18 protein-coding genes are annotated in these 18,689 nt (G+C 35.4%); 6 read left to right on the top strand and 12 right to left on the bottom strand.

Annotation, left to right across the window (positions count from 1 at the left end):
- The first annotated feature begins 4 nt into the window (after positions 1-4).
- Both HJ01_RS03720 and HJ01_RS03715 read left to right on the top strand, forming a co-directional pair.
- On the top strand, positions 5-1,000 hold the full coding sequence (locus HJ01_RS03720; RefSeq protein WP_040473681.1) for an NAD(P)H-dependent glycerol-3-phosphate dehydrogenase: 996 nt from the start codon (positions 5-7) through the stop codon (positions 998-1,000).
- Positions 1,001-1,042: 42 nt separating this feature from the next.
- Positions 1,043-1,795 carry a DUF6503 family protein gene (locus HJ01_RS03715; protein ID WP_007136959.1) on the top strand — a complete coding sequence of 251 codons (753 nt, stop codon included), beginning with the start codon at positions 1,043-1,045 and terminating at the stop codon, positions 1,793-1,795.
- A gap of 112 nt (positions 1,796-1,907) precedes the next feature.
- Here the strand turns inward: HJ01_RS03715 and HJ01_RS03710 are convergent, their stop codons facing one another.
- The 3 genes from HJ01_RS03710 to HJ01_RS03700 all read right to left on the bottom strand — a co-directional run bounded on the left by HJ01_RS03710 (position 1,908) and on the right by HJ01_RS03700 (position 3,956).
- The gene (locus tag HJ01_RS03710; RefSeq protein ID WP_007136958.1) at positions 1,908-2,315 is read right to left on the bottom strand and encodes a hypothetical protein; all 408 of its coding nucleotides are present in this window, start codon (positions 2,313-2,315) and stop codon (positions 1,908-1,910) included.
- A gap of 152 nt (positions 2,316-2,467) precedes the next feature.
- On the bottom strand, positions 2,468-3,487 hold the full coding sequence (pheS, locus tag HJ01_RS03705) for a phenylalanine--tRNA ligase subunit alpha (RefSeq protein ID WP_007136957.1): 1,020 nt from the start codon (positions 3,485-3,487) through the stop codon (positions 2,468-2,470).
- 112 nt (positions 3,488-3,599) lie between these two features.
- Complete coding sequence (locus HJ01_RS03700; RefSeq protein ID WP_007136956.1) at positions 3,600-3,956, bottom strand: hypothetical protein; 357 nt, start codon at positions 3,954-3,956, stop codon at positions 3,600-3,602.
- Positions 3,957-4,172: 216 nt separating this feature from the next.
- On the opposite strand from HJ01_RS03700, the gene HJ01_RS03695 reads away from it, so the two are divergent.
- A complete protein-coding gene (locus tag HJ01_RS03695; protein WP_007136955.1) occupies positions 4,173-4,694 on the top strand; it encodes a CvpA family protein in 522 nt (173 codons plus the stop codon).
- A 44-nt stretch (positions 4,695-4,738) separates the two neighbouring features.
- Here the strand turns inward: HJ01_RS03695 and HJ01_RS03690 are convergent, their stop codons facing one another.
- The 8 genes from HJ01_RS03690 to HJ01_RS03655 all read right to left on the bottom strand — a co-directional run bounded on the left by HJ01_RS03690 (position 4,739) and on the right by HJ01_RS03655 (position 14,022).
- Positions 4,739-5,482, bottom strand: a complete 744-nt coding sequence (locus HJ01_RS03690) for a tetratricopeptide repeat protein (protein WP_040473657.1) — start codon at positions 5,480-5,482, stop codon at positions 4,739-4,741.
- 33 nt (positions 5,483-5,515) lie between these two features.
- Positions 5,516-7,264 carry a BatD family protein gene (locus tag HJ01_RS03685; RefSeq protein WP_007136953.1) on the bottom strand — a complete coding sequence of 583 codons (1,749 nt, stop codon included), beginning with the start codon at positions 7,262-7,264 and terminating at the stop codon, positions 5,516-5,518.
- A gap of 79 nt (positions 7,265-7,343) precedes the next feature.
- Complete coding sequence (locus HJ01_RS03680; protein ID WP_007136952.1) at positions 7,344-8,111, bottom strand: tetratricopeptide repeat protein; 768 nt, start codon at positions 8,109-8,111, stop codon at positions 7,344-7,346.
- 53 nt (positions 8,112-8,164) lie between these two features.
- Positions 8,165-9,199: a VWA domain-containing protein gene (locus HJ01_RS03675; protein ID WP_007136951.1), complete on the bottom strand. Its 1,035-nt coding sequence runs from the start codon at positions 9,197-9,199 to the stop codon at positions 8,165-8,167.
- Between the two features lie 106 nt (positions 9,200-9,305).
- Positions 9,306-10,307 (bottom strand): vWA domain-containing protein, encoded by a 1,002-nt coding sequence (locus HJ01_RS03670; protein WP_007136950.1) that lies wholly within the window; start codon positions 10,305-10,307, stop codon positions 9,306-9,308.
- Positions 10,307-11,941, bottom strand: coding sequence for a hypothetical protein (locus tag HJ01_RS03665; RefSeq protein ID WP_040473656.1), 1,635 nt, complete (start codon positions 11,939-11,941; stop codon positions 10,307-10,309). The genes HJ01_RS03670 and HJ01_RS03665 overlap by 1 nt, the downstream gene beginning before the upstream one ends.
- A 130-nt stretch (positions 11,942-12,071) precedes the next feature.
- Positions 12,072-12,935 (bottom strand): DUF58 domain-containing protein, encoded by an 864-nt coding sequence (locus HJ01_RS03660; RefSeq protein ID WP_007136948.1) that lies wholly within the window; start codon positions 12,933-12,935, stop codon positions 12,072-12,074.
- A gap of 82 nt (positions 12,936-13,017) precedes the next feature.
- The gene (locus HJ01_RS03655) at positions 13,018-14,022 is read right to left on the bottom strand and encodes an AAA family ATPase (RefSeq protein ID WP_007136947.1); all 1,005 of its coding nucleotides are present in this window, start codon (positions 14,020-14,022) and stop codon (positions 13,018-13,020) included.
- Positions 14,023-14,234: 212 nt separating this feature from the next.
- Here HJ01_RS03655 and HJ01_RS03650 point away from each other — a divergent pair, with 212 nt between their 5' ends.
- On the top strand, positions 14,235-15,107 hold the full coding sequence (locus HJ01_RS03650) for an aldo/keto reductase family oxidoreductase (RefSeq protein WP_007136945.1): 873 nt from the start codon (positions 14,235-14,237) through the stop codon (positions 15,105-15,107).
- Positions 15,108-15,223: 116 nt separating this feature from the next.
- Complete coding sequence (locus HJ01_RS03645; protein WP_007136944.1) at positions 15,224-15,976, top strand: SDR family NAD(P)-dependent oxidoreductase; 753 nt, start codon at positions 15,224-15,226, stop codon at positions 15,974-15,976.
- Between the two features lie 126 nt (positions 15,977-16,102).
- Here the strand turns inward: HJ01_RS03645 and HJ01_RS03640 are convergent, their stop codons facing one another.
- Complete coding sequence (locus HJ01_RS03640) at positions 16,103-16,918, bottom strand: DUF4382 domain-containing protein (protein WP_007136943.1); 816 nt, start codon at positions 16,916-16,918, stop codon at positions 16,103-16,105.
- A gap of 124 nt (positions 16,919-17,042) precedes the next feature.
- Here HJ01_RS03640 and HJ01_RS03635 point away from each other — a divergent pair, with 124 nt between their 5' ends.
- Complete coding sequence (locus tag HJ01_RS03635) at positions 17,043-18,182, top strand: ATP-binding protein (protein WP_007136942.1); 1,140 nt, start codon at positions 17,043-17,045, stop codon at positions 18,180-18,182.
- Positions 18,183-18,689: the final 507 nt, after the last annotated feature.

Genomic DNA, 18,689 nt, shown 5'->3' with positions numbered 1-18,689 from the left:
AAAAATGACCGAAAATTTAAAATTTGCAGTGATTGGTGGAGGAAGTTGGGCAACGGCAATTACTAAAATGCTGTGTGTAAATCTTTCTGAAGTTTCGTGGTACATGCGAAATGAATCTGCCATTGAACATATTAAAACCTACAAGCACAACCCTAATTATTTAAGTTCAGTGGAGTTTGACACAAACAAACTTAAACTGACAAGTGATATTAATGAAGCTGTCGCCTATGCTGACTACATCATATTTGCAATCCCTTCTGCATTCTTAAACGGTGAGCTAGAAAAACTTACAGTTTCTTTACAAGACAAAGTGATTTTTTCAGCTATCAAAGGAATCGTTCCAGAAACGAGCATGATTGTGGGAGAACACTTTCACTTCAAATACGACATTCCTTATTATAATATTGGTGTTATCACCGGTCCATGTCATGCGGAAGAGGTGGCTTTGGAACGCTTGTCCTACCTAACTATCGCTTGTGGCGATGCTGACAAAGCAGAAATTGTAGCCAAAACTTTAGCCGGAAATTACATCAAAACGAAAATCACTGACGATATTATCGGGACTGAATATGCTGCCATGTTGAAAAACATTTATGCAATTGCTGCCGGTATCGCACATGGATTAGGTTACGGAGATAATTTCCAATCTGTTTTGATGAGTAATGGTATCCGCGAGATGAAAAAATTCATCAAGAAAGTACACAAAATGAAACGAAACATTAATGACTCAGCTTATTTGGGTGACTTATTAGTGACTGGATATTCCGTTTTTTCAAGAAACAGAATGTTCGGAAACATGATCGGGAAAGGCTATACCGTAAAAAGCGCCATGATGGAAATGAGCATGGTTTCTGAAGGCTACTACGCTACAAAAAGCGCCTACAAATTGAATCAGGGATATGGAGCAAAAACACCGATTATAGATGCTGTATATCAAATTTTGTATGAAGGAAAAGATGCTAAAGCTACCTTTAAAGAATTAACAGACAAACTTGATTAATTAGTTCGCTTCAGAAAAGTAATTTTACACAAAATCAAGAATATGGCTGCAATCTTATTCAAAAGAACATTAGCATTGCTGCAGAGCAACTTGCTTTTCCTTTGTCTTGTTGTTGTTTTCCCAGCTTCTGCTCAGCAGATGACAGGATTAGATTTACTAAATAAAACCATTCAATATCACGACCCAAATAACAATTGGAGTCAATTTAAAGGAAAACTTTTCATCGAAATGCAAATGCCTAACGGCAATCAACGTCTGAGTGAAATAAGTATTGATTTACCGCAAGAATATTTTAAACTGAGTTCTCTGAAAAACGAGAATAAAATTGAGCATATTGTAAACAAAGAAAATTGCTCATTTAGTATAAACGGTAAAACAGAATTTAGTGAGGAGGAAGCCAAAACCTACAACTTAACTGAAACTAGAGCAAAATTCATGCGCAACTACTATACGTTTTTATATGGTTTGCCAATGAAACTTAAAGACCCAGGAACGATTATTGATCCGGTAGTTGAGCAAAAAGAATTTATGGGAAAAGAGTATTTGGTTTTAAAAGTCAAATATGAAGAAGGGATCGGAAAAGATTCCTGGCTCTTTTATTTTGATCCAAAAACCTATGCCATGGAAATATACCAATTCTACCATAACGTAACTGAAAACGACGGAGAATACATTGTAGTAAGCGAACAAGAGGTTTTCTTGGGAATTAAAATACCAAAAGTAAGAACCTGGTATGTTAATAAAGACGCAAGTCTTTTGGCCACGGACAAACTGACCAAAGTTATTTCGTTTTAGTGCTCAAAATATAGGCATACTGTACACAATATTAGTCGAAATAAAAAAGCACATTTATTACTGTTTACAAACAGAAATAAATGTGCTTTTTTTTTATGATTTCAAAACAGCCTTACCTTACAATGACACCCTCAACAAATAATATAGGTACTTCCTCAGTCGCTTCTTCATTAATAGCTTTTGCTTTAAATATAAATTTCTTGTCGTATAGTTTATTGCCAATGAAAAAAGTAACCATAAACTCATTATTGAGTACTAAAACACTTTTCTCCATCATTTCAATCTTAACAACTGAAACTGGTGGCACTTCAACAAAAGCATGACGCAATAATGACGTTTTCTTCATTTCGCCATCTATGGTTCCAAAAGCCTTTGAAACAACCATAACGCTTTCTATAAGGAAGTCGCTATCGTTTATTACATAGGCATACCATACTTTCTCCATGAAATCGTCGCTCCATTCTTGAACGGCAGCTACAAATACGTTTTCCACTTCGGGGATGATAATGTCTTTTTTCATTACTAATGTTTTGCTATGATGTCTTGAAGATACAAAATAGTATTATTTAGAACTTTCTAGCCCAGATAGAAGTGAAAATCCTTTTCTTGTTTTTCTTTAAAACAAGAAAAGATTGCAACGAATAGCTGGAAATAGCTCCTAATTCTTATTAATTATATACTCGCTTTGAATTGCTCCAAGAAACGAACATCGTTTTCATAAAACATACGAATATCACCAATTTGATAGTTCAGCATGGCAATTCTTTCAATTCCCATTCCGAAAGCAAAACCAGTATATTCTTCTGGATCGATACCACAGTTTTTAAGCACGTTAGGATCTACCATACCACAACCACCAATTTCTAACCATCCGGTTCCCTTGGTAATTCTGTAATCGGTTTCGGTTTTCAGTCCCCAATAAATATCAATTTCAGCACTTGGTTCCGTAAATGGAAAATAAGACGGACGCAAACGGATTTTTGATTTTCCGAACATCTCTTTTGTAAAATGCAACAAAGTTTGCTTTAAGTCAGCAAATGAAACATCTTTATCGATATATAGTCCTTCCACTTGGTGGAAAATACAATGCGAACGAGATGAAACGGCTTCATTACGGAAAACTCTTCCCGGAGAAATAGTACGTATAGGCGGTTTATTGTTTTCCATGTAACGCACTTGCACAGATGATGTGTGTGTACGCAACAAAATATCAGGATCTGTTTGAATGAAAAAAGTGTCTTGCATATCACGCGCCGGATGGTATTCCGGTAAGTTCAATGCAGTGAAATTATGCCAATCATCCTCGATTTCAGGCCCTTCGGAAACATTGAAACCAATGTTTGAAAAGATATCGATAATTTGGTTTTTTACCAAAGATATAGGATGACGGGAACCAATAGTAACAGGCTCACCGGACCTTGTTAAATCACCGTAAAACCCTTTACTTTCTTCTTTGTTTTCCAAAGCTTCTTGAATGGATTTTACTTTTTCTTCAGCCGAAGTTTTAAGCAAGTTAATTACTTGTCCAAATTCTTTTTTTTGTTCGTTAGGAACATTTTTGAATTCGGCAAAAAACTCTTTTAAAAGCCCTTTACTTCCAAGAAATTTAATTCGGAAAGCTTCTAATTCTGCTGGGGTTTGTGTTGAGAAAGCTTGTGCTTCACCAATATATTCTTTTATCTTATCTATCATTTTCATTCAATAATTGAGTGTGCAAATTTAAGTAATTTGTTTCAGGTTTAAAGTGTAAAGTTCAAAGTTTACAAGCTAAAGTCAAAAATCCTAAATCTGCGATTCTAAATTCTTACTCTATAACTTCTCTTTCCAGAAAATAATTAACAATTGCCTCTTTCATCAAAACAGACTGTTCACCCGCTTTTAGCGGTGGCAACTCTTCTTTGACTCTATAATGAGGCCAGCCGTCTTCATCAAAAAATTCGAATTCATAGAAACCATAAGGCTCCAGTAATCTGCAAATCGCGATATGCATCAGATTTAGTTTCTCGTCTTTTTTATATTCACTATGAACTTTTCCTAGTTCTTGTACTCCGATTAAATAAATTATGGCGTCCAAATCTAAATCTTCTCCTTGTGAAAATTGATCTGAAAGTATATTTACCAGCTTTTCCCAGCGGTCTTTAAGTTGCGTGTCTCTTGACATTTTTTTTGAAAATAGAATAAAGAATAAAGTAAAAACACTTCATCCTTTGCGTTAAAAAAAATTGATTTTGGCAAAGATAGCAACTACCTTTATGACTTCGGGATATTCTATTCTCTATTTTCTTTATTCTTTTAATGACTTCTCTCTTTTGCTTTCTTTTCTCTGTCTAATTTCTATATTCTTCTATCTTTGCTCTATTCTCTTTATTCCTTAACTATGAGTTTTTTAGATATTGTTTTAGGTTCTCTACTTATTTACGCCTTGTACAAAGGCATAAAAAATGGTCTGTTTATAGAATTAGCCTCCTTGATTTCATTGCTATTGGGAATCTATATTGCCATAAAATTCTCTTATGTGGTTCGGAAAACTCTTGCTGGACATGTTTCTTGGTCGCCTAAATATATAGAGATAGTTGCTTTTGGACTGACTTTTATAGCTGTCGTGTTAGTAGTACATGTTTTGGCAAAAATTTTTACTGGAATTATGGACTTCGCCTTTTTAGGTTGGATCAACAAATTGGCAGGAGGTTTCTTTAGTGTTATAAAAACCATACTGCTTCTAAGTATTGTATTGAATCTTTTTCAAAAAATCAATATAAACAATATGATTACCAAGGAAGAGACACTTGATCATTCCTTATTTTATAATCCGATCCAAGAGACATCAAAATGCATTTATCCCTCACTGGAAACTTGGTACAATGATTTTAAAAAGAAAAAAGAAAGCAATCCTACCTAAGCTTATTCTAAACCTGATAAATTTTCCGACTTAAAAAAACCGAATTACTTTACTTCTTTAATGGCGGATGTTTGAATCCAACCTTCGGTACCATCAGTTAACTGGATTTTTTTCCAGTTTTGCAGCGTTTCCTTCACAAAAACCTTTGTCCCTTCGTGCAGTGTCACAACATTTGACGCCAATTTTTGGGGCTCTGCTTTGACCTCTACCATTTCAGCAAATACTACTGCGGGAATTTCATTTTTATAATGGCTATTCTCGAAAATAGCTGCAGCAACACTAATAAGTAGTAAAACAAACATAATGAACATTCCGAAGAAGAAAATTCTCTTTGACACGGTCAATTGAGAAAAATAGTACCCAATAAATGACAATAAAAACAACACAGAAAACGCAACTGAAATCCACGCCCAAGTATTGTAATGATAAATACCTGTAAAATCACGAAGTAATTTAGCAAATCCCACTTTAGGAATCACTTTTATTTCGTCGATGGTTCGCTTTTGGGCAAATCGTAAATTGGTCAGCACATCGCTATCATTCGGACTAAGTACTAAAGCCCTTTCGTAATTATAAATAGCTGGTGCCACTTTGTTGAGTTTGTAATAGCAGTTCCCCAAGTTGAAATACAATTCCGAAGATTGTTTGTTGGTTTTCAAAACATTTTCGTAGGCAGCGACCGCTTCTTTGTATTTGCCTTTTTGATACAGATCATTCCCTGTTTCAAAGCCATTTTGGGCAAAGATCACTTGAGTTAATAATAAAAATATATAAAGTATCTGTTTCATTTTGTTTACTTGTCAGTTGTGGATTACCAATTATTAGATCTGTTTTTCCAACTCTGAAATTATCAATACAGCCTTGTCATAATCTTGCTGGATTGTAGCACTTGAGGCAGGAGCATATCTAGCGATTTCACAGTTCTCAGTAAGCGCTATAAAATCGTTTACTCCTTCTGGACTAGCATTTTTGCCTAATAACAGTTCCTTTATATTGTCCTTGCTCATTTCTGCAGTTTCGATATGTAGTTTGGCTTTAAGAAAATTATGCATCGCTTTTTCTAAGGCAACATAAAAAGGTTCTTTGTTCTTGATTTGTTTTTTGGCTTCCGACAGATATTTTTTGGCCAATTTATTGTTCCTTCTTATTCTGTTTCCTACAACATCGCCATCGATAGCTTCTTTCTTCTTTTTGAACAAAACAATTAGTGGCAACAGTAAAAAAGGTAAAAACAATAATCCATAAAACAACTGAGATCCAAAGAAATCATCCTGTGCTCTTGATATAAGATTCGTTTTTAGTTTAATGAACTTGAATTGTTCTAGGCTTGAAATTTTATTCTTACCATTCTTCGAATTTTGATTTTCTACAGTTCTGGTATCGGTAGGTCCCTCTAGCACATTGACCATTACCTCGGCAGAAGTTATCGTTTTATAGGTTTTTGTCGCCAAATCGAAATAGGAAAATTGCATTGGTTTTACAGGATAATTTCCTTTATACTGTGGTACAATTGTATAAGTGTCTGATACCTTTCCAGACATTCCTGACAAGGAAGTGTTGACTTGTTCGTTGTGAACGGCATCGTACATTTCTAACGCATTAGGAACCACTGGCTTTGGTAAACTGAACAATTTCATATTTCCTTTTCCGGTAACACTTACAATTAAATCAAGGCTTTCCCCGTTTTTCAGATTCGTTTTTGTAGGTGTTACTTTAAAATCAAAATTACCCACAGCCCCTGAGAAATCATCTGGCCTTCCTTTTTCCGGAAGCGCTTTCACCGTAATAGTTTTTGCTCCAGCAGACACTCTTTTATTCCCTTCAGTCAAGACCATTCGGCCAAAAACATCTCTTCGATTGCTAGGCAGCTGCACGTCAATATCCATAGACAATGGCTCAATATCAAGCTTACCCGCTTTTTGGGGATACAATACTGTTTTTTTCAATACAACATAACGATAATTCTCGCCTTTAAACATGCCTTCTTCGGCAACAAGTTGCTTTATTTCGATATTTTGGCTCCAAAAATCATTGTATTTAGGCTTGTTTAATTCTCTAAAATTAGAGATTCCCACATTGGTGAAATACAATTTATAAACGATTGTAATTGGTTCATTGACATAAGGATTCATTTTAGAAATATCGGCAACCAGATATATATTATTATCTGCTGAAACGCTAGTGTCATTTGGATCTTTAGGTTGCTCAACAGCTGCAGTTACATTGATTTTTATAGGAGATGTCTTATACACCTGTCCATTATATTCAATAGTGGCCTGCTTGATCACCAAGTTCCCTTTTTGATTTGGCAACAGATAATAGGAGTAGATTTTTTCGAAAGAACTCCTACCATTTACCCACGATTGGCTCACTTGCTGACTAGGTCCCGCAATTACCCTAAATCCGTCAAAAGAGGGCTCGTTGAAGTTATCTCCATCAATATTCATAGCAAAATCAATACGAAGTCTTTCGTTTAATCCAAGCGTTGTTTTGCTGACTTTAGCTTCAAATTGCACTTGAGCCAATAGTCCTTGAAAACTGATCAGTATTAAAATCAAATATCTTTTCATTTTCTTATTCAATCTTTCCTTACCGGATATATATTAAATTCTATTGTTGCGTGCCTAATTTCCTAACTGATAAAATTGATTACCAATCTTTCTCAGTTTTCGTAGGCTTCCCTTTTACTTTCGAAGCGTTTACTTTGTCTTGAACTTTCTTTTCTTCATTACTAACGGCATCTAAAAGGTTTTCTAATCGTTGTTTTGAAATTCCGCCAGGAGCTGGCTTTGGTTTTTCTTGATCTTTCGGTTTGTCATCCTTATCCTTTCCTTCTTTGTCCTTTTTATCTTTATCCTTATCGCTTTTATCGTCCTTTTTATCCTTGTCTTGATCTTTTTTATCCTTGTTGTCTTTGTCCTTTTTATCTTTATCCTTGTCTTTTTTATCCTTGCTCTTATCGTCTTTCGGAGGATTTTCCTTTAGCATCTTCTTAGCCAAGGCGTAATTGTATCTTGTTTCCTCGTCAGCTGGATTGTTGCGAAGTGCATTTTTATATGCTTCTACTGCCTCAGTATAATTTTTCTCCTTCATAAAAACATTTCCTAAATTATGGAAGGCTTTGTGCTTTTGAGGTCTAGTTTTGGCATTTTTTATTGATTTTGCATAGGCAAATTTCGCTTCTGAAGCTTGGTTTTGCTTGTAAATCGCATTCCCTAAATTATAGGAAGCAATAGTTCTACTGGGGAATTTTGAATTTGAAATCCTATAATTCGCTTCAGCGTCAACAAACTTACTGTCAGCATATTCGTCATTTGCTTTAGGCAAACTTTTATCCTTTTCTTGGGCAAACACTCCTCCCAGTCCCCAAAGGAGAAAGAAGAAAGAGGCAAATATATATTTCTTAATGTTTTTCATTTTAATTTAATTCTGTCAATCCTACAAAGCCAAAACTTTGAAGGAGTAACGATTTACTTTTCTTCGTTAAATAAATTCAACTTGCTAACCCAGTTCGTTTTTCTTTCTAACAAGAAGAAATCTAAAAACAACAAACCAAATGCGATTCCAAGAAACCATTGAAATTGCGACTGAAAATCTGCCATTTGCGTAGATTCAAATTCAGTTTTTTGAATTTTATCCAAAGTACTTTTTATGTATTCCAGCACTTCTTTAGTGTTGTTTCCGTTCACATAACCGCCTTTTGTAGCCTTTGCGATTGCTTCTAAACTAGCACGGTTTAATTTTGTAACTACAACTTGGTCATTATTGTCTCGCTGATAGCTTTCAACAATTCCGTTCCTTTTTAAAGGAATAGTCCCTCCTTTTTCGGTTCCGATTCCTATCGTAATAATTCTCATTCCCTGCTTATTGGCTTCTTCCGCCGCTGCTTGTGCTCCTTCAGAATGGTCTTCGCCATCAGAAATCAAAATCAACAACTTACTCGTTTTGCTCTTGTCGTCAAAATAAGTCGCCGATAATTTGATCGCTTCATCAAGAGATGTCCCTTGCGAAGAAACCATTCCTGTATTCATGCTTTGCAAAAACATTTTAGCCACGCTGTAATCTGTCGTTATAGGCAAGACTGGAAACGCACTTCCTGCATAAGCTACAATACCGATTCTGTCATTTCCTAATTGGTTTATGATTTGCGAAACTATCTGTTTGCTTTTCTCTAATCGGCTTGGAGCAATATCTTCGGCAAGCATACTTTTAGAAATATCCATCGCAAAAACGATATCAATTCCTTCCCTTTTCACCGTTTCCATTTTGGTCCCTATTTTTGGATTTACCAATCCTAATATCAATCCAGCCAATGCCAAAAGAATAATTACCAGTTTGAAAGTGGGCTTAAAAGTAGACTTCTCTGGACTTAATCTTTTTATCGCGTCCAAATCTCCAAATTCACGCTGCTTTTTTCGTTTCCAATATAAATTGTATAGAAACAACAACACTACTAACGGCAGTATGAATAGCAGGTATAAATATTTTTTTTCGTCTAATTCCATATTTTTCTTAAACACAAAGGGCACCATGTTTTAGCACAAAGTACACCAAATTATTTTAAATCATAGAGTGCCATTTATGACTCTCTTTACTCCATTCTTTAACAACCTAAATGAAGCTTTTGTATACTGTATTTCTTAAACCAATTTCAGCTAACAATAAAAATCCTGCAAGCCACACAAAAGATCTATATTTCTCATCGTAATCATAAAACTTAAGCTCTTCGATTTCGGTGGTTTCTAATTTGTTGATTTCACCATAAATTTCAGCCAGCTTATTATTACTTGTTGCTCTAAAATACCGTCCGTCAGTTTTTTTGGCGATACTTTTCATCAATCTTTCATCAATTTCCACTTTCATCATTTGGAACAAAAACTGACCGTTTGGAGCAACAGCATATGGGAATTCCGCCATACCATTTGTTCCTATCCCTATGGTGTATACTTTTATTCCATATTGTTTAGCAATATCTGCTGCCGTTTCTGGCTCAATAAAACCCGCATTATTAACTCCATCCGTCAAAAGAATAATCACTTTACTTTTGGCCTTACTGTCTTTCAATCTGTTTACGGCAGTGGCTAATCCCATCCCTATTCCCGTTCCATCTTGTAAAACATTATCGTATTTTATGCTCTTAATAGCCTCAAGAATAACAGCTTTATCGCTGGTTACCGGTGTTTTTGTATACGCTTCAGAGGCATAAACCACTAGTCCTATTCTATCGTTAGGTCTTTCGTCTACAAAATCGGCCGCCACTCTTTTTAGCGCTTCCATCCTATTTGGTTTCAAATCCTTGGCCAACATACTCCCGGAAACGTCTACTGCCATAACAATATCAATTCCCTTTGTCGTTTTTGTTTTGTTGCTTATGTCAACCGTTCTTGGTCTTGCCATGGCCACAATTAAAGAGCTTAACGCCAATAATCGAAATACGCTTAAAAAGGGCTTTAGCCTTGCCAATAAAGATGTCGATCCCTTGAACCCTTGAATTGAACTGATTTTTAAAGCGACTGATTGCTCATTCCTTTTAAAAACCAACCAGATAATGGCAATTGGAATCAAAAGAAACAACCAGAAAAACTCAGGATTTAGAAAAGTTATATTCGTCATTATTTACTTAGTTGTATTAATTCGACTGAGCTCATCACTCTGTCAGCTATTTCATTTGCATAAGAATCACCGTCTTTATGGAAAATCATAATTTGTTGTAATCCCCCTTGTTGGCTGAATAATACGATCTCATAATATAATTTTTCGCTTCCTATCGACTTATCATTCACTCTCATAAAAGTACCGTATCCTTTAATCCCGGTTACGCCCTCTTTAGTCTCAAAATCTTCTTGTTTCACAATCATATTTTGTGCTCCTTGAGATTCTAATGTCTGCAAAGTAACCTCTAATGATTTTTTTAAATCAACTGCTGTCGAGTCTTGTTTGTATTTATAAGTAGAAACCATCAGGTAAAACTCATCAGCAACTCCGCCAATGGCGAAAGAATTCATTTCTTTAATAAGTGCCAATCCGTTTTTAGGCAATGATTTTGTCAAGTCTATCCTTCTCAGTACTTCAGGAGTCTCTATAACAACCCCTGGATTCCCGTAGGTACTTTTTATCCATTCTCGTTCCAATAGTTCTTTACTTGAGTTTCCAGTGACTGTATCCTTAACATAAGTAAAGCCTTTGGTCACGATAAAATAACTCGTCGTAGCCAACAGTAAGAAAAGAACGGAAGCGGCTGCAATTAGAATTCTTCTTTTTCTCTTTTGTTTTAATTGAATTTGAATCTGTTTTTGTTTTTGTGCTTCATTCAGAATCGCATCTTCTTCAATTTCAACCTCAACAGGAATAGAACTGTCTAGTGTTAGAATTGCTTTTTGTATTTTATTTTTATCCTCTGCTATTTCGTAGTCCAATGGTTTTGACTTCGCAAATTTTACTAAATCGGCTTGTTTCAAAACTCGTTCCAGATTTTCAATAGTTTCCTTCGAAACCGTCATCTTTTTTCTGACTGAAGCAGCTCTAAGTCCCAAAATCAATTCTGAAGTAGTACTTTCCATAGCAGGAATTTCTATCGCTTCCTCAATGTAATTTCGAGCAATATCAGTTAACTCGCTATAATATTCTTTAACCTCCCCTTTTTGCCAAAGCTCTTTCTTCTCTAAGCTATTCAGTAGACTGGTCGCTTTTTCAATAGGAGTTTTATAGACCTCTTCCTCGATCTTTTTCTTTTGTTGTTTTTTCACCAACCAATATACCAATACACCAATACCCAGAAATAAAGCTACTATCAAAAGGTATTTCCACCAGTTGCCCAATGAACTCTTTACTGGCGTAATATCCTTAATGTCGTACATTTTTTGTTTCAATGTGTCGACTTGAACATTTGCAACTTCTACCAAAAGAGAATCCGACATGTACGGCTTACTATTGATAAAAATCTTGATACTTGGAATGGAATACTTTCCAGAATCAAATTGAGTCAGTCCGTATTCCTTGATTAATTCATAACGGTCCTCTTTTTTTACCGTGTCAATTGGATAAGACCGAATCACCTCAAGGGCTCCAATATTTTTAAGGTTTGGAAAAATAACTTTAGACAAGGTATCCACCGAAGTTTTTATGGTTAACTTAAACTCGGCACCAATTTTATTTTTCGTTGTATCGATACTTGTTTCCAACCTTTTTTGCTGAGCAAAAATTGCAGTGGAAAGAAGCAAGATTAGTAGGTATATGTTTTTTTTCATATTTAATTCTTGAAATTTTAGATTTTTGATTAACGATTTTAGATTTCTTACAAATTCATTATTCGTTTGATATCAAAAACATAAATTATTTCAGATTTGTTTTGGCTGTTTCATACTTAATCAAAAATCTCTATCTCGATTTAAAATACCCCAACAATTTGGTCACATAGCTTTCATCAACTCTAGTATTAACAACTCCTGAACCTGATTTGCTGAAAGTTTCCTTGAAATAATTTACTTTATCCCTGTAATATTTCTCGTAATTGAGACGTACTGTTTTCGAACTGGTGTCAATTAACTGCGTTTCACCCGTTTCAGCATCTAGCATTGAAACCATACCAATATTTGGCATTTTTTCTTCGCGAATATCAAATACTCGAATACCTGTAATGTCGTGTTTCTTAGATGCTATTTTTAGGGTTTGCTCATAATCTCCACACATGAAATCAGAAATCATAAATACGATGGCTTTCTTCTTTTGGGTGCTTGATAAAAACTTCAATGCTTGAGCAAGATCAGTTTTAAGGCTTTTAGGTTCAAACTCTATCAATTCCCGAATGATACGTAGCACATGTGATCGCCCTTTTTTAGGCGGAATATATAATTCAATTTGGTCTGAAAATAATATCAAACCAATTTTATCATTATTTTGGGTTGCCGAAAAAGCCATCGTCGCCGCAATTTCAGTAACAATATCTTTTTTGAATTGTTTTTGAGAACCAAAACTCTCCGAGCCTGAAATATCAACCATCAACATCATCGTCAATTCCCGCTCTTCTTCAAAAACTTTAACGTGCGCTTCGTTATAACGCGCTGTTACGTTCCAGTCAATAGCACGAATATCGTCTCCATATTGATATTGTCGCACTTCGCTGAACGTCATTCCGCGCCCCTTAAACGAAGTATGGTATTCCCCAGAAAAGATATGATCGCTCAACCTTCTGGTTTTAATTTCTATTTTACGTACTTTCTTTAAAAGCTCTTTTGTATCCATTCTTTAATTTGTTTAAAGTTTAAAATTTTAACGTTTCAAGCTTGACATTCAAGAACCTGAAACTTTAAACATTAAACAAACTTTAAGGCACTTCTACTTCGTTGATGATTTTATTAATGATATCAACAGAAGTAATATTTTCAGCCTCCGCCTCGTAAGTAATCCCAATTCTGTGACGCAATACATCATGTACAACGGCACGAACATCCTCAGGAATAACATAACCACGACGTTTTATGAAAGCATAACATTTGGCTGCATTCGCTAAATTGATACTTCCACGTGGCGATGCTCCAAAACTGATTAATGGTTTCAAATCAGCCAGTTTATATTTCTCTGGAAAACGAGTAGCAAACACGATATCAAGAATGTATTTTTCTATTTTTTCGTCCATGTACACTTCACGAACTGCTTCCTGTGCACGTAAAATCTGTTCAACAGAAACCACTTGATTTACTTTCTCATAGCTTCCTTTTAGATTTTGACGAATAACTAGGCGCTCTTCATCCATTTTAGGATAATCGATAACTGTTTTCAACATAAAACGATCGACCTGCGCTTCCGGAAGTTGGTATGTTCCTTCTTGTTCAATTGGATTTTGAGTAGCCAAAACTAAGAAAGGTCTCTCTAACTTGAAAGTAGTATCACCAATAGTTACTTGCTTTTCCTGCATCGCCTCTAATAATGCTGATTGCACTTTGGCTGGCGCACGGTTAATCTCATCAGCTAATACAAAATTGGCAAAAATAGGCCCCTTTTTAATAGAGAATTCATTTTGTTTAATGTTGTATATCATGGTTCCTACAACATCCGCAGGTAATAAATCCGGTGTAAACTGGATTCTGCTGAACGATCCATGCACCGCTTGTGACAGCGTATTTATGGCCAGAGTTTTTGCTAATCCCGGAACACCTTCTAATAAAATATGTCCCTGACCCAAAAGTCCAATTAACAATCGTTCGATCATGTGCTTTTGACCCACAATCACTTTATTCATTTCCATAGTCAGAAGGTCGATAAAAGCGCTCTCTCTTTCTATTTTTTCATTGATTGCTCTTATGTCTAAAGTCGATGTATTTTCTTCCATATTGATATTTTTAAAACCTTGAATTTAATGCCTTACTTTTGAGAGTGCAAATTGAATTATTTTTTAGAGGTAAGATGTTAAAAAATGGTTAAAACTTCGGCAAATGCCCTAATTTTAAGGTCGAATTATGATACAATTTTTATATTTTTAAGAACTTTGAAAAATATACTTCGGAATCGCATAATTACCGATTTTACTAAAAAATAAAAACCATGAATAAAACAACTTTATCACCTATAATAGCAGGAACTATGAATTGGGGAGTTTGGGATAAAAACCTCACTTCAAAGGAAATGGAAAACATGATCCACGTTTGTCTTGAAAACAAAATTACGACCTTTGATCATGCCGATATTTATGGTTCATATACCACAGAAGCTGATTTTGGAAAAGCATTTTCCTCGAGCAAAATAGCAAGAGAAAAAATGCAATTAATATCTAAATGTGGAATTAAGATGTTGTCAGAAAACAGAGACAATACTGTAAAGCATTATGACTATTCCAAACCGCACATTATCAAGTCGGTTGAACAATCGTTAAAGAATCTGCAAACTGATTATTTAGACGTATTTTTACTGCACAGACCGAGTCCGTTAATGCAGGCTGACGAAATTGCTGAAGCAGTTGAAAAACTAAAATCTGAGGGGAAAATAATCGATTTTGGACTTTCGAATTTCACTTCCTCACAAACGGAACTGATTCGTCAAAAAACGGAAATCAGCTATAATCAGGTCCAGTTTTCAGCAACCAATTTTGAACCGATGCTCGATGGAAGCTTTGATTATATGCAAATGCACGAAATTCGTCCCATGTCTTGGAATCCATTAGGTTGCGTATTCAGGAAAGACATTCCACAAACGCATCGATTGAAAAAATTACTTGCGACACTAGTCTCCAAATACCATTTAGGCTCAGATACCATTTTGCTTTCGTGGGTTTTGAAACATCCGGCAAAAGTAATGCCTATTGCGGGAACTGTTAATGTAGCACGTATACAATCTCTGATGAAAGCGGTCGAGTTAGATCTTGACAAAGAAGATTGGTTTGCCATTTGGTCAGAAAGTATGGGAAAAGATGTGCCTTAAATAACGGTCTGATTTTGGGTTTCAATATGTAATAGCAGATCTCTAATTATTTTCTGTTGTTGTCCATATTAACCTAGTTTATATGATTAGAAACGAACGAAACAAAAATACAAACCATGAATAAAACAGTCCTCATAACTGGAGCTACCAGCGGAATTGGTAAAGCAACAGCCGAAATATTAGCACAAAACAAGTACAAAATCATACTTTGCGGAAGACGGGAAGATCGACTGCTTGAACTTGAAACTGCACTTTCTAAATTGACCAAAGTTCACACTTTACAGTTTGATGTTCGGGACAAGAAAGCTGTTTCAGAACAAATCAATTCTCTACCCGAAGCTTTTTCCAAAATCGACATTCTGATTAACAACGCTGGTAATGCGCATGGTTTAGACCCAATTCAAACTGGAGATGTAGACGATTGGGACGCGATGATTGATATCAATATAAAAGGACTTTTATATGTTTCTAAGGCAATAATTCCCCAGATGATTGCAAGAAAATCAGGTCATATTATCAATATTGGTTCCACTGCAGCAAAAGAAGTGTATCCGAATGGAAATGTTTATTGTGCTACAAAACATGCCGTTGACGCCTTGAATCAAGGAATGCGTATGGACCTAAACCCTTTTGGAATCAGGGTCGGAGCTATTCATCCCGGAATGGTGCAAACCGAATTCAGCGAGGTGCGTTTCAAAGGAGATACTGAAAGGGCATCAAACGTGTATAAAGGTTTTGACCCCTTGCAACCAGAGGATATTGCTGATATAATTCATTTTGTAGTTTCTAGACCGTATCATATTAACATTGCCGATTTAGTGGTAATGAGTACAGCCCAAGCATCATCGACAATTGTGAATAAAAATTAATTTTAAAGCAAATTAGTAAGCGTGGTAACGAAGCCTAAAAATATCGAAACCCCAATCAAATTAAAAAAAAACTAAAAAGCAGCTGTCATACAGCTGCTTTTTTATTAAAACATTTATTATTCCATGTTACGGCAAGGAGGTACTACCCATATCAGTGACTTTACCATCCATTACAATTACACCATAAACTATTTTAGTTTGCTCTACAGCTGCCAATTCATATGTTATTTTTACATCATAAGTTCCTGCAGGAATTCCGTTTAGTTGAAACATCCCCAAGTCATTTGCAAATGCTGAAATTGTAACGTCACCCACTTTAACGGAAGCTCCCAGTGCTTTTGCATCAGTAGGAATTGGACTAACAGTCCCTTTTATCACTCCTGATGTTGCCGTCGTTGACACTCTGATCACCGGATGAAGGTTATAATTTCCTGAATTCCCCGCCTGAACAACTACAGAACTCTTCACGTCAAAATCTAACATAAACTCATAGGTCGCACCCGCAACCAAGGTTTGGTTAATTTTTAATTTTAATCCAGACTGTTGGGCACTTGGAGTTTTCAGATCGTATCTCACTCCGTTTTTAACCACTGTGTTTTTGTCCCCCAAAAGCAACCTGATTTGTCCCAAATATCCAGAAGGAACTGTATTATCTGCCAATACCACATTTACTCCTCCGGTTAACTTCAACAAATCGTGTATTCCTGGAGTTACATTCCCTATACTTACCCATCCTTTGCTACCATCAGCATCATCAGCGTTTTTAATCATTACATCAACCAATTCCACAAATACAGCATCATAATTCCCTGGCGCATCTGCCATTCGAACAGTAAGCCTTGAATTTTCTGGTGTATCGTTATTACTATCACATCCCAAAAAAAATAAACCCATTAAGGTTATTGCAAAAAAGCCTTTGAGGCAAAATTTTATCCTTTTCATATCTTTAAATTATTAAAAATTAGTATATTAACAACGTAAAATCAATACATAAATTTAGGGAATAAATTTTACTTTAGCTCGTTAACTCGACTTTTAACTATTTTTCAACCTCCGTATTTACCAAATGATCAACAAGCGCCTTTTAATCAAAAACCTGCTCGCCTACAATGATGAGTGTAGTTTTTATGATAAAAAACGTCAGTTGAACTTACACACTCGGGAAGGAAAAGCAAAATTTTTGAAACACATTTGCGCACTATCTAATTCTAATCCCACAAATAATTCCTATATTGTTGTGGGGGTTGAGGATCAGGATAACGAAATTGTAGGCGATGATTTTTTCGACGACAGTCACATCCAGAACTTAGTAAATGCCTATCTCGAAAATCCACCAAAAATCCAGTACGAGAATGTCCCATTTCCGAATTTGCCGAAGGACAAGGTAGTGGGACTTGTAACTGTAAAACCAAAAAAAAATAGTTCTTTTTTCAAAAAGGGAATTCACACCATACCTACTGGCAGTGTATTCATAAGAGTAGGAAGCAACACGACACCAATAGTAGGTAAAATTGAAAGAAACTATCAAAATGCCGAAACGGTAATAGGTATTGAAAACGGTTCCAGAAACAATATTGAATACACTCTAGACGGGGTTTTTGATTTCATGAACTTTCGCCACAGGGACATGGCACCACAATACAAAGTATTCAAGGAATTATTTATTATCTGTTGGGCTGGGATTCCTAAAAGGGTCCGTGGTAAAATCTTTTTATCCCGTGTTGACATTGAGCTTATCAATGAACAAGTAAAGCTATTCTATTCGGCACAAGACGTTGTCACGATAACCTATGACGAGCATTCTTTTACGATTATGGAATTTGTCCCCTTAGGTTTGAATGACAAAACCAGTTATTATCCATTGGAAAAACAAACCATTTATTTTTATGAGAATGGTTACTATAAGATTGAAAGTGAAATGCTTTTTCAGCCGCCAGAATTCAATCGTAAAATGCTTTACCACATTTACAACTCAAATCTCGCTTTATTAAAAAAATTAAAGAAAGGACAGGTATTGGCAGAGCGGGAACATAAAGATTTAGGGAATTTACCTTCGACTTTCATGATTTGTTACCTCAACGGTTTTGATGATGCCAAAGAAAAGCTGATTGAAGCCAAGCCACTATTAAAACTCTATCCGCAAGTATATTTATCCTTTAAGGAGGCTATGCGAATTTTGAGAAAGATGAAGTACGACATACAGTAGACTGCCAATAAGTGGCTAACACAATTTTAGAAAATGATGATGACTATTTTAATGAGCTACATTTTCTATACCATTAAAACAAAGGATCTAATTAAGCAGTGAAGCGATTAAGCCAATCTCCTATTTAGACCTACAATAGGCATTGTGTAATCTTTACATCTGAACTGTTCTTTTTAGCCAAATAAGATTTCATTAACAAAACTGCATAACATTTGGATAATTAAAAGGGAAAAAGCGATAATTGCATTCATTTTCTGGCGTTTTAATTTTTTATAAAGTTAACCTTAATTTTTAATCTAATCAATCACTAAATCTGGGTATATTTAGGTGCCGCTGGAACAGTGGTTTCTACCCTTATATTTTGTGATTTAAGCTAATTTAGTTACTTTTATAAAATGAACAATTCTGGCAATTGGAATCAAACCTGTTTTTTGACCGCTAATCAGTAATTACAATTCAAATCGACCTGCTTTACGCCCTTTTACATCGAAAAAAAGCATTTAAAAT

Source organism: Flavobacterium frigoris PS1, from assembly GCF_000252125.1.
Lineage (GTDB): Bacteria > Bacteroidota > Bacteroidia > Flavobacteriales > Flavobacteriaceae > Flavobacterium > Flavobacterium frigoris_A.
This window is presented reverse-complemented; position numbering and strand designations above follow the sequence as displayed.

Excerpts from the sequence above, each read along its gene's own strand:
- HJ01_RS03720 (WP_040473681.1), top strand. The coding sequence starts at position 5 with ATGACCGAAAATTTAAAATTTGCAGTGATTGGTGGAGGAAGTTGGGCA.
- HJ01_RS03715 (WP_007136959.1), top strand. The coding sequence starts at position 1,043 with ATGGCTGCAATCTTATTCAAAAGAACATTAGCATTGCTGCAGAGCAAC.
- HJ01_RS03710 (WP_007136958.1), bottom strand. The coding sequence starts at position 2,315 with ATGAAAAAAGACATTATCATCCCCGAAGTGGAAAACGTATTTGTAGCT.
- pheS (WP_007136957.1), bottom strand. The coding sequence starts at position 3,487 with ATGATAGATAAGATAAAAGAATATATTGGTGAAGCACAAGCTTTCTCA.
- HJ01_RS03700 (WP_007136956.1), bottom strand. The coding sequence starts at position 3,956 with ATGTCAAGAGACACGCAACTTAAAGACCGCTGGGAAAAGCTGGTAAAT.
- HJ01_RS03695 (WP_007136955.1), top strand. The coding sequence starts at position 4,173 with ATGAGTTTTTTAGATATTGTTTTAGGTTCTCTACTTATTTACGCCTTG.
- HJ01_RS03690 (WP_040473657.1), bottom strand. The coding sequence starts at position 5,482 with ATGAAACAGATACTTTATATATTTTTATTATTAACTCAAGTGATCTTT.
- HJ01_RS03685 (WP_007136953.1), bottom strand. The coding sequence starts at position 7,264 with ATGAAAAGATATTTGATTTTAATACTGATCAGTTTTCAAGGACTATTG.
- HJ01_RS03680 (WP_007136952.1), bottom strand. The coding sequence starts at position 8,111 with ATGAAAAACATTAAGAAATATATATTTGCCTCTTTCTTCTTTCTCCTT.
- HJ01_RS03675 (WP_007136951.1), bottom strand. The coding sequence starts at position 9,199 with ATGGAATTAGACGAAAAAAAATATTTATACCTGCTATTCATACTGCCG.
- HJ01_RS03670 (WP_007136950.1), bottom strand. The coding sequence starts at position 10,307 with ATGACGAATATAACTTTTCTAAATCCTGAGTTTTTCTGGTTGTTTCTT.
- HJ01_RS03665 (WP_040473656.1), bottom strand. The coding sequence starts at position 11,941 with ATGAAAAAAAACATATACCTACTAATCTTGCTTCTTTCCACTGCAATT.
- HJ01_RS03660 (WP_007136948.1), bottom strand. The coding sequence starts at position 12,935 with ATGGATACAAAAGAGCTTTTAAAGAAAGTACGTAAAATAGAAATTAAA.
- HJ01_RS03655 (WP_007136947.1), bottom strand. The coding sequence starts at position 14,022 with ATGGAAGAAAATACATCGACTTTAGACATAAGAGCAATCAATGAAAAA.
- HJ01_RS03650 (WP_007136945.1), top strand. The coding sequence starts at position 14,235 with ATGAATAAAACAACTTTATCACCTATAATAGCAGGAACTATGAATTGG.
- HJ01_RS03645 (WP_007136944.1), top strand. The coding sequence starts at position 15,224 with ATGAATAAAACAGTCCTCATAACTGGAGCTACCAGCGGAATTGGTAAA.
- HJ01_RS03640 (WP_007136943.1), bottom strand. The coding sequence starts at position 16,918 with ATGAAAAGGATAAAATTTTGCCTCAAAGGCTTTTTTGCAATAACCTTA.
- HJ01_RS03635 (WP_007136942.1), top strand. The coding sequence starts at position 17,043 with ATGATCAACAAGCGCCTTTTAATCAAAAACCTGCTCGCCTACAATGAT.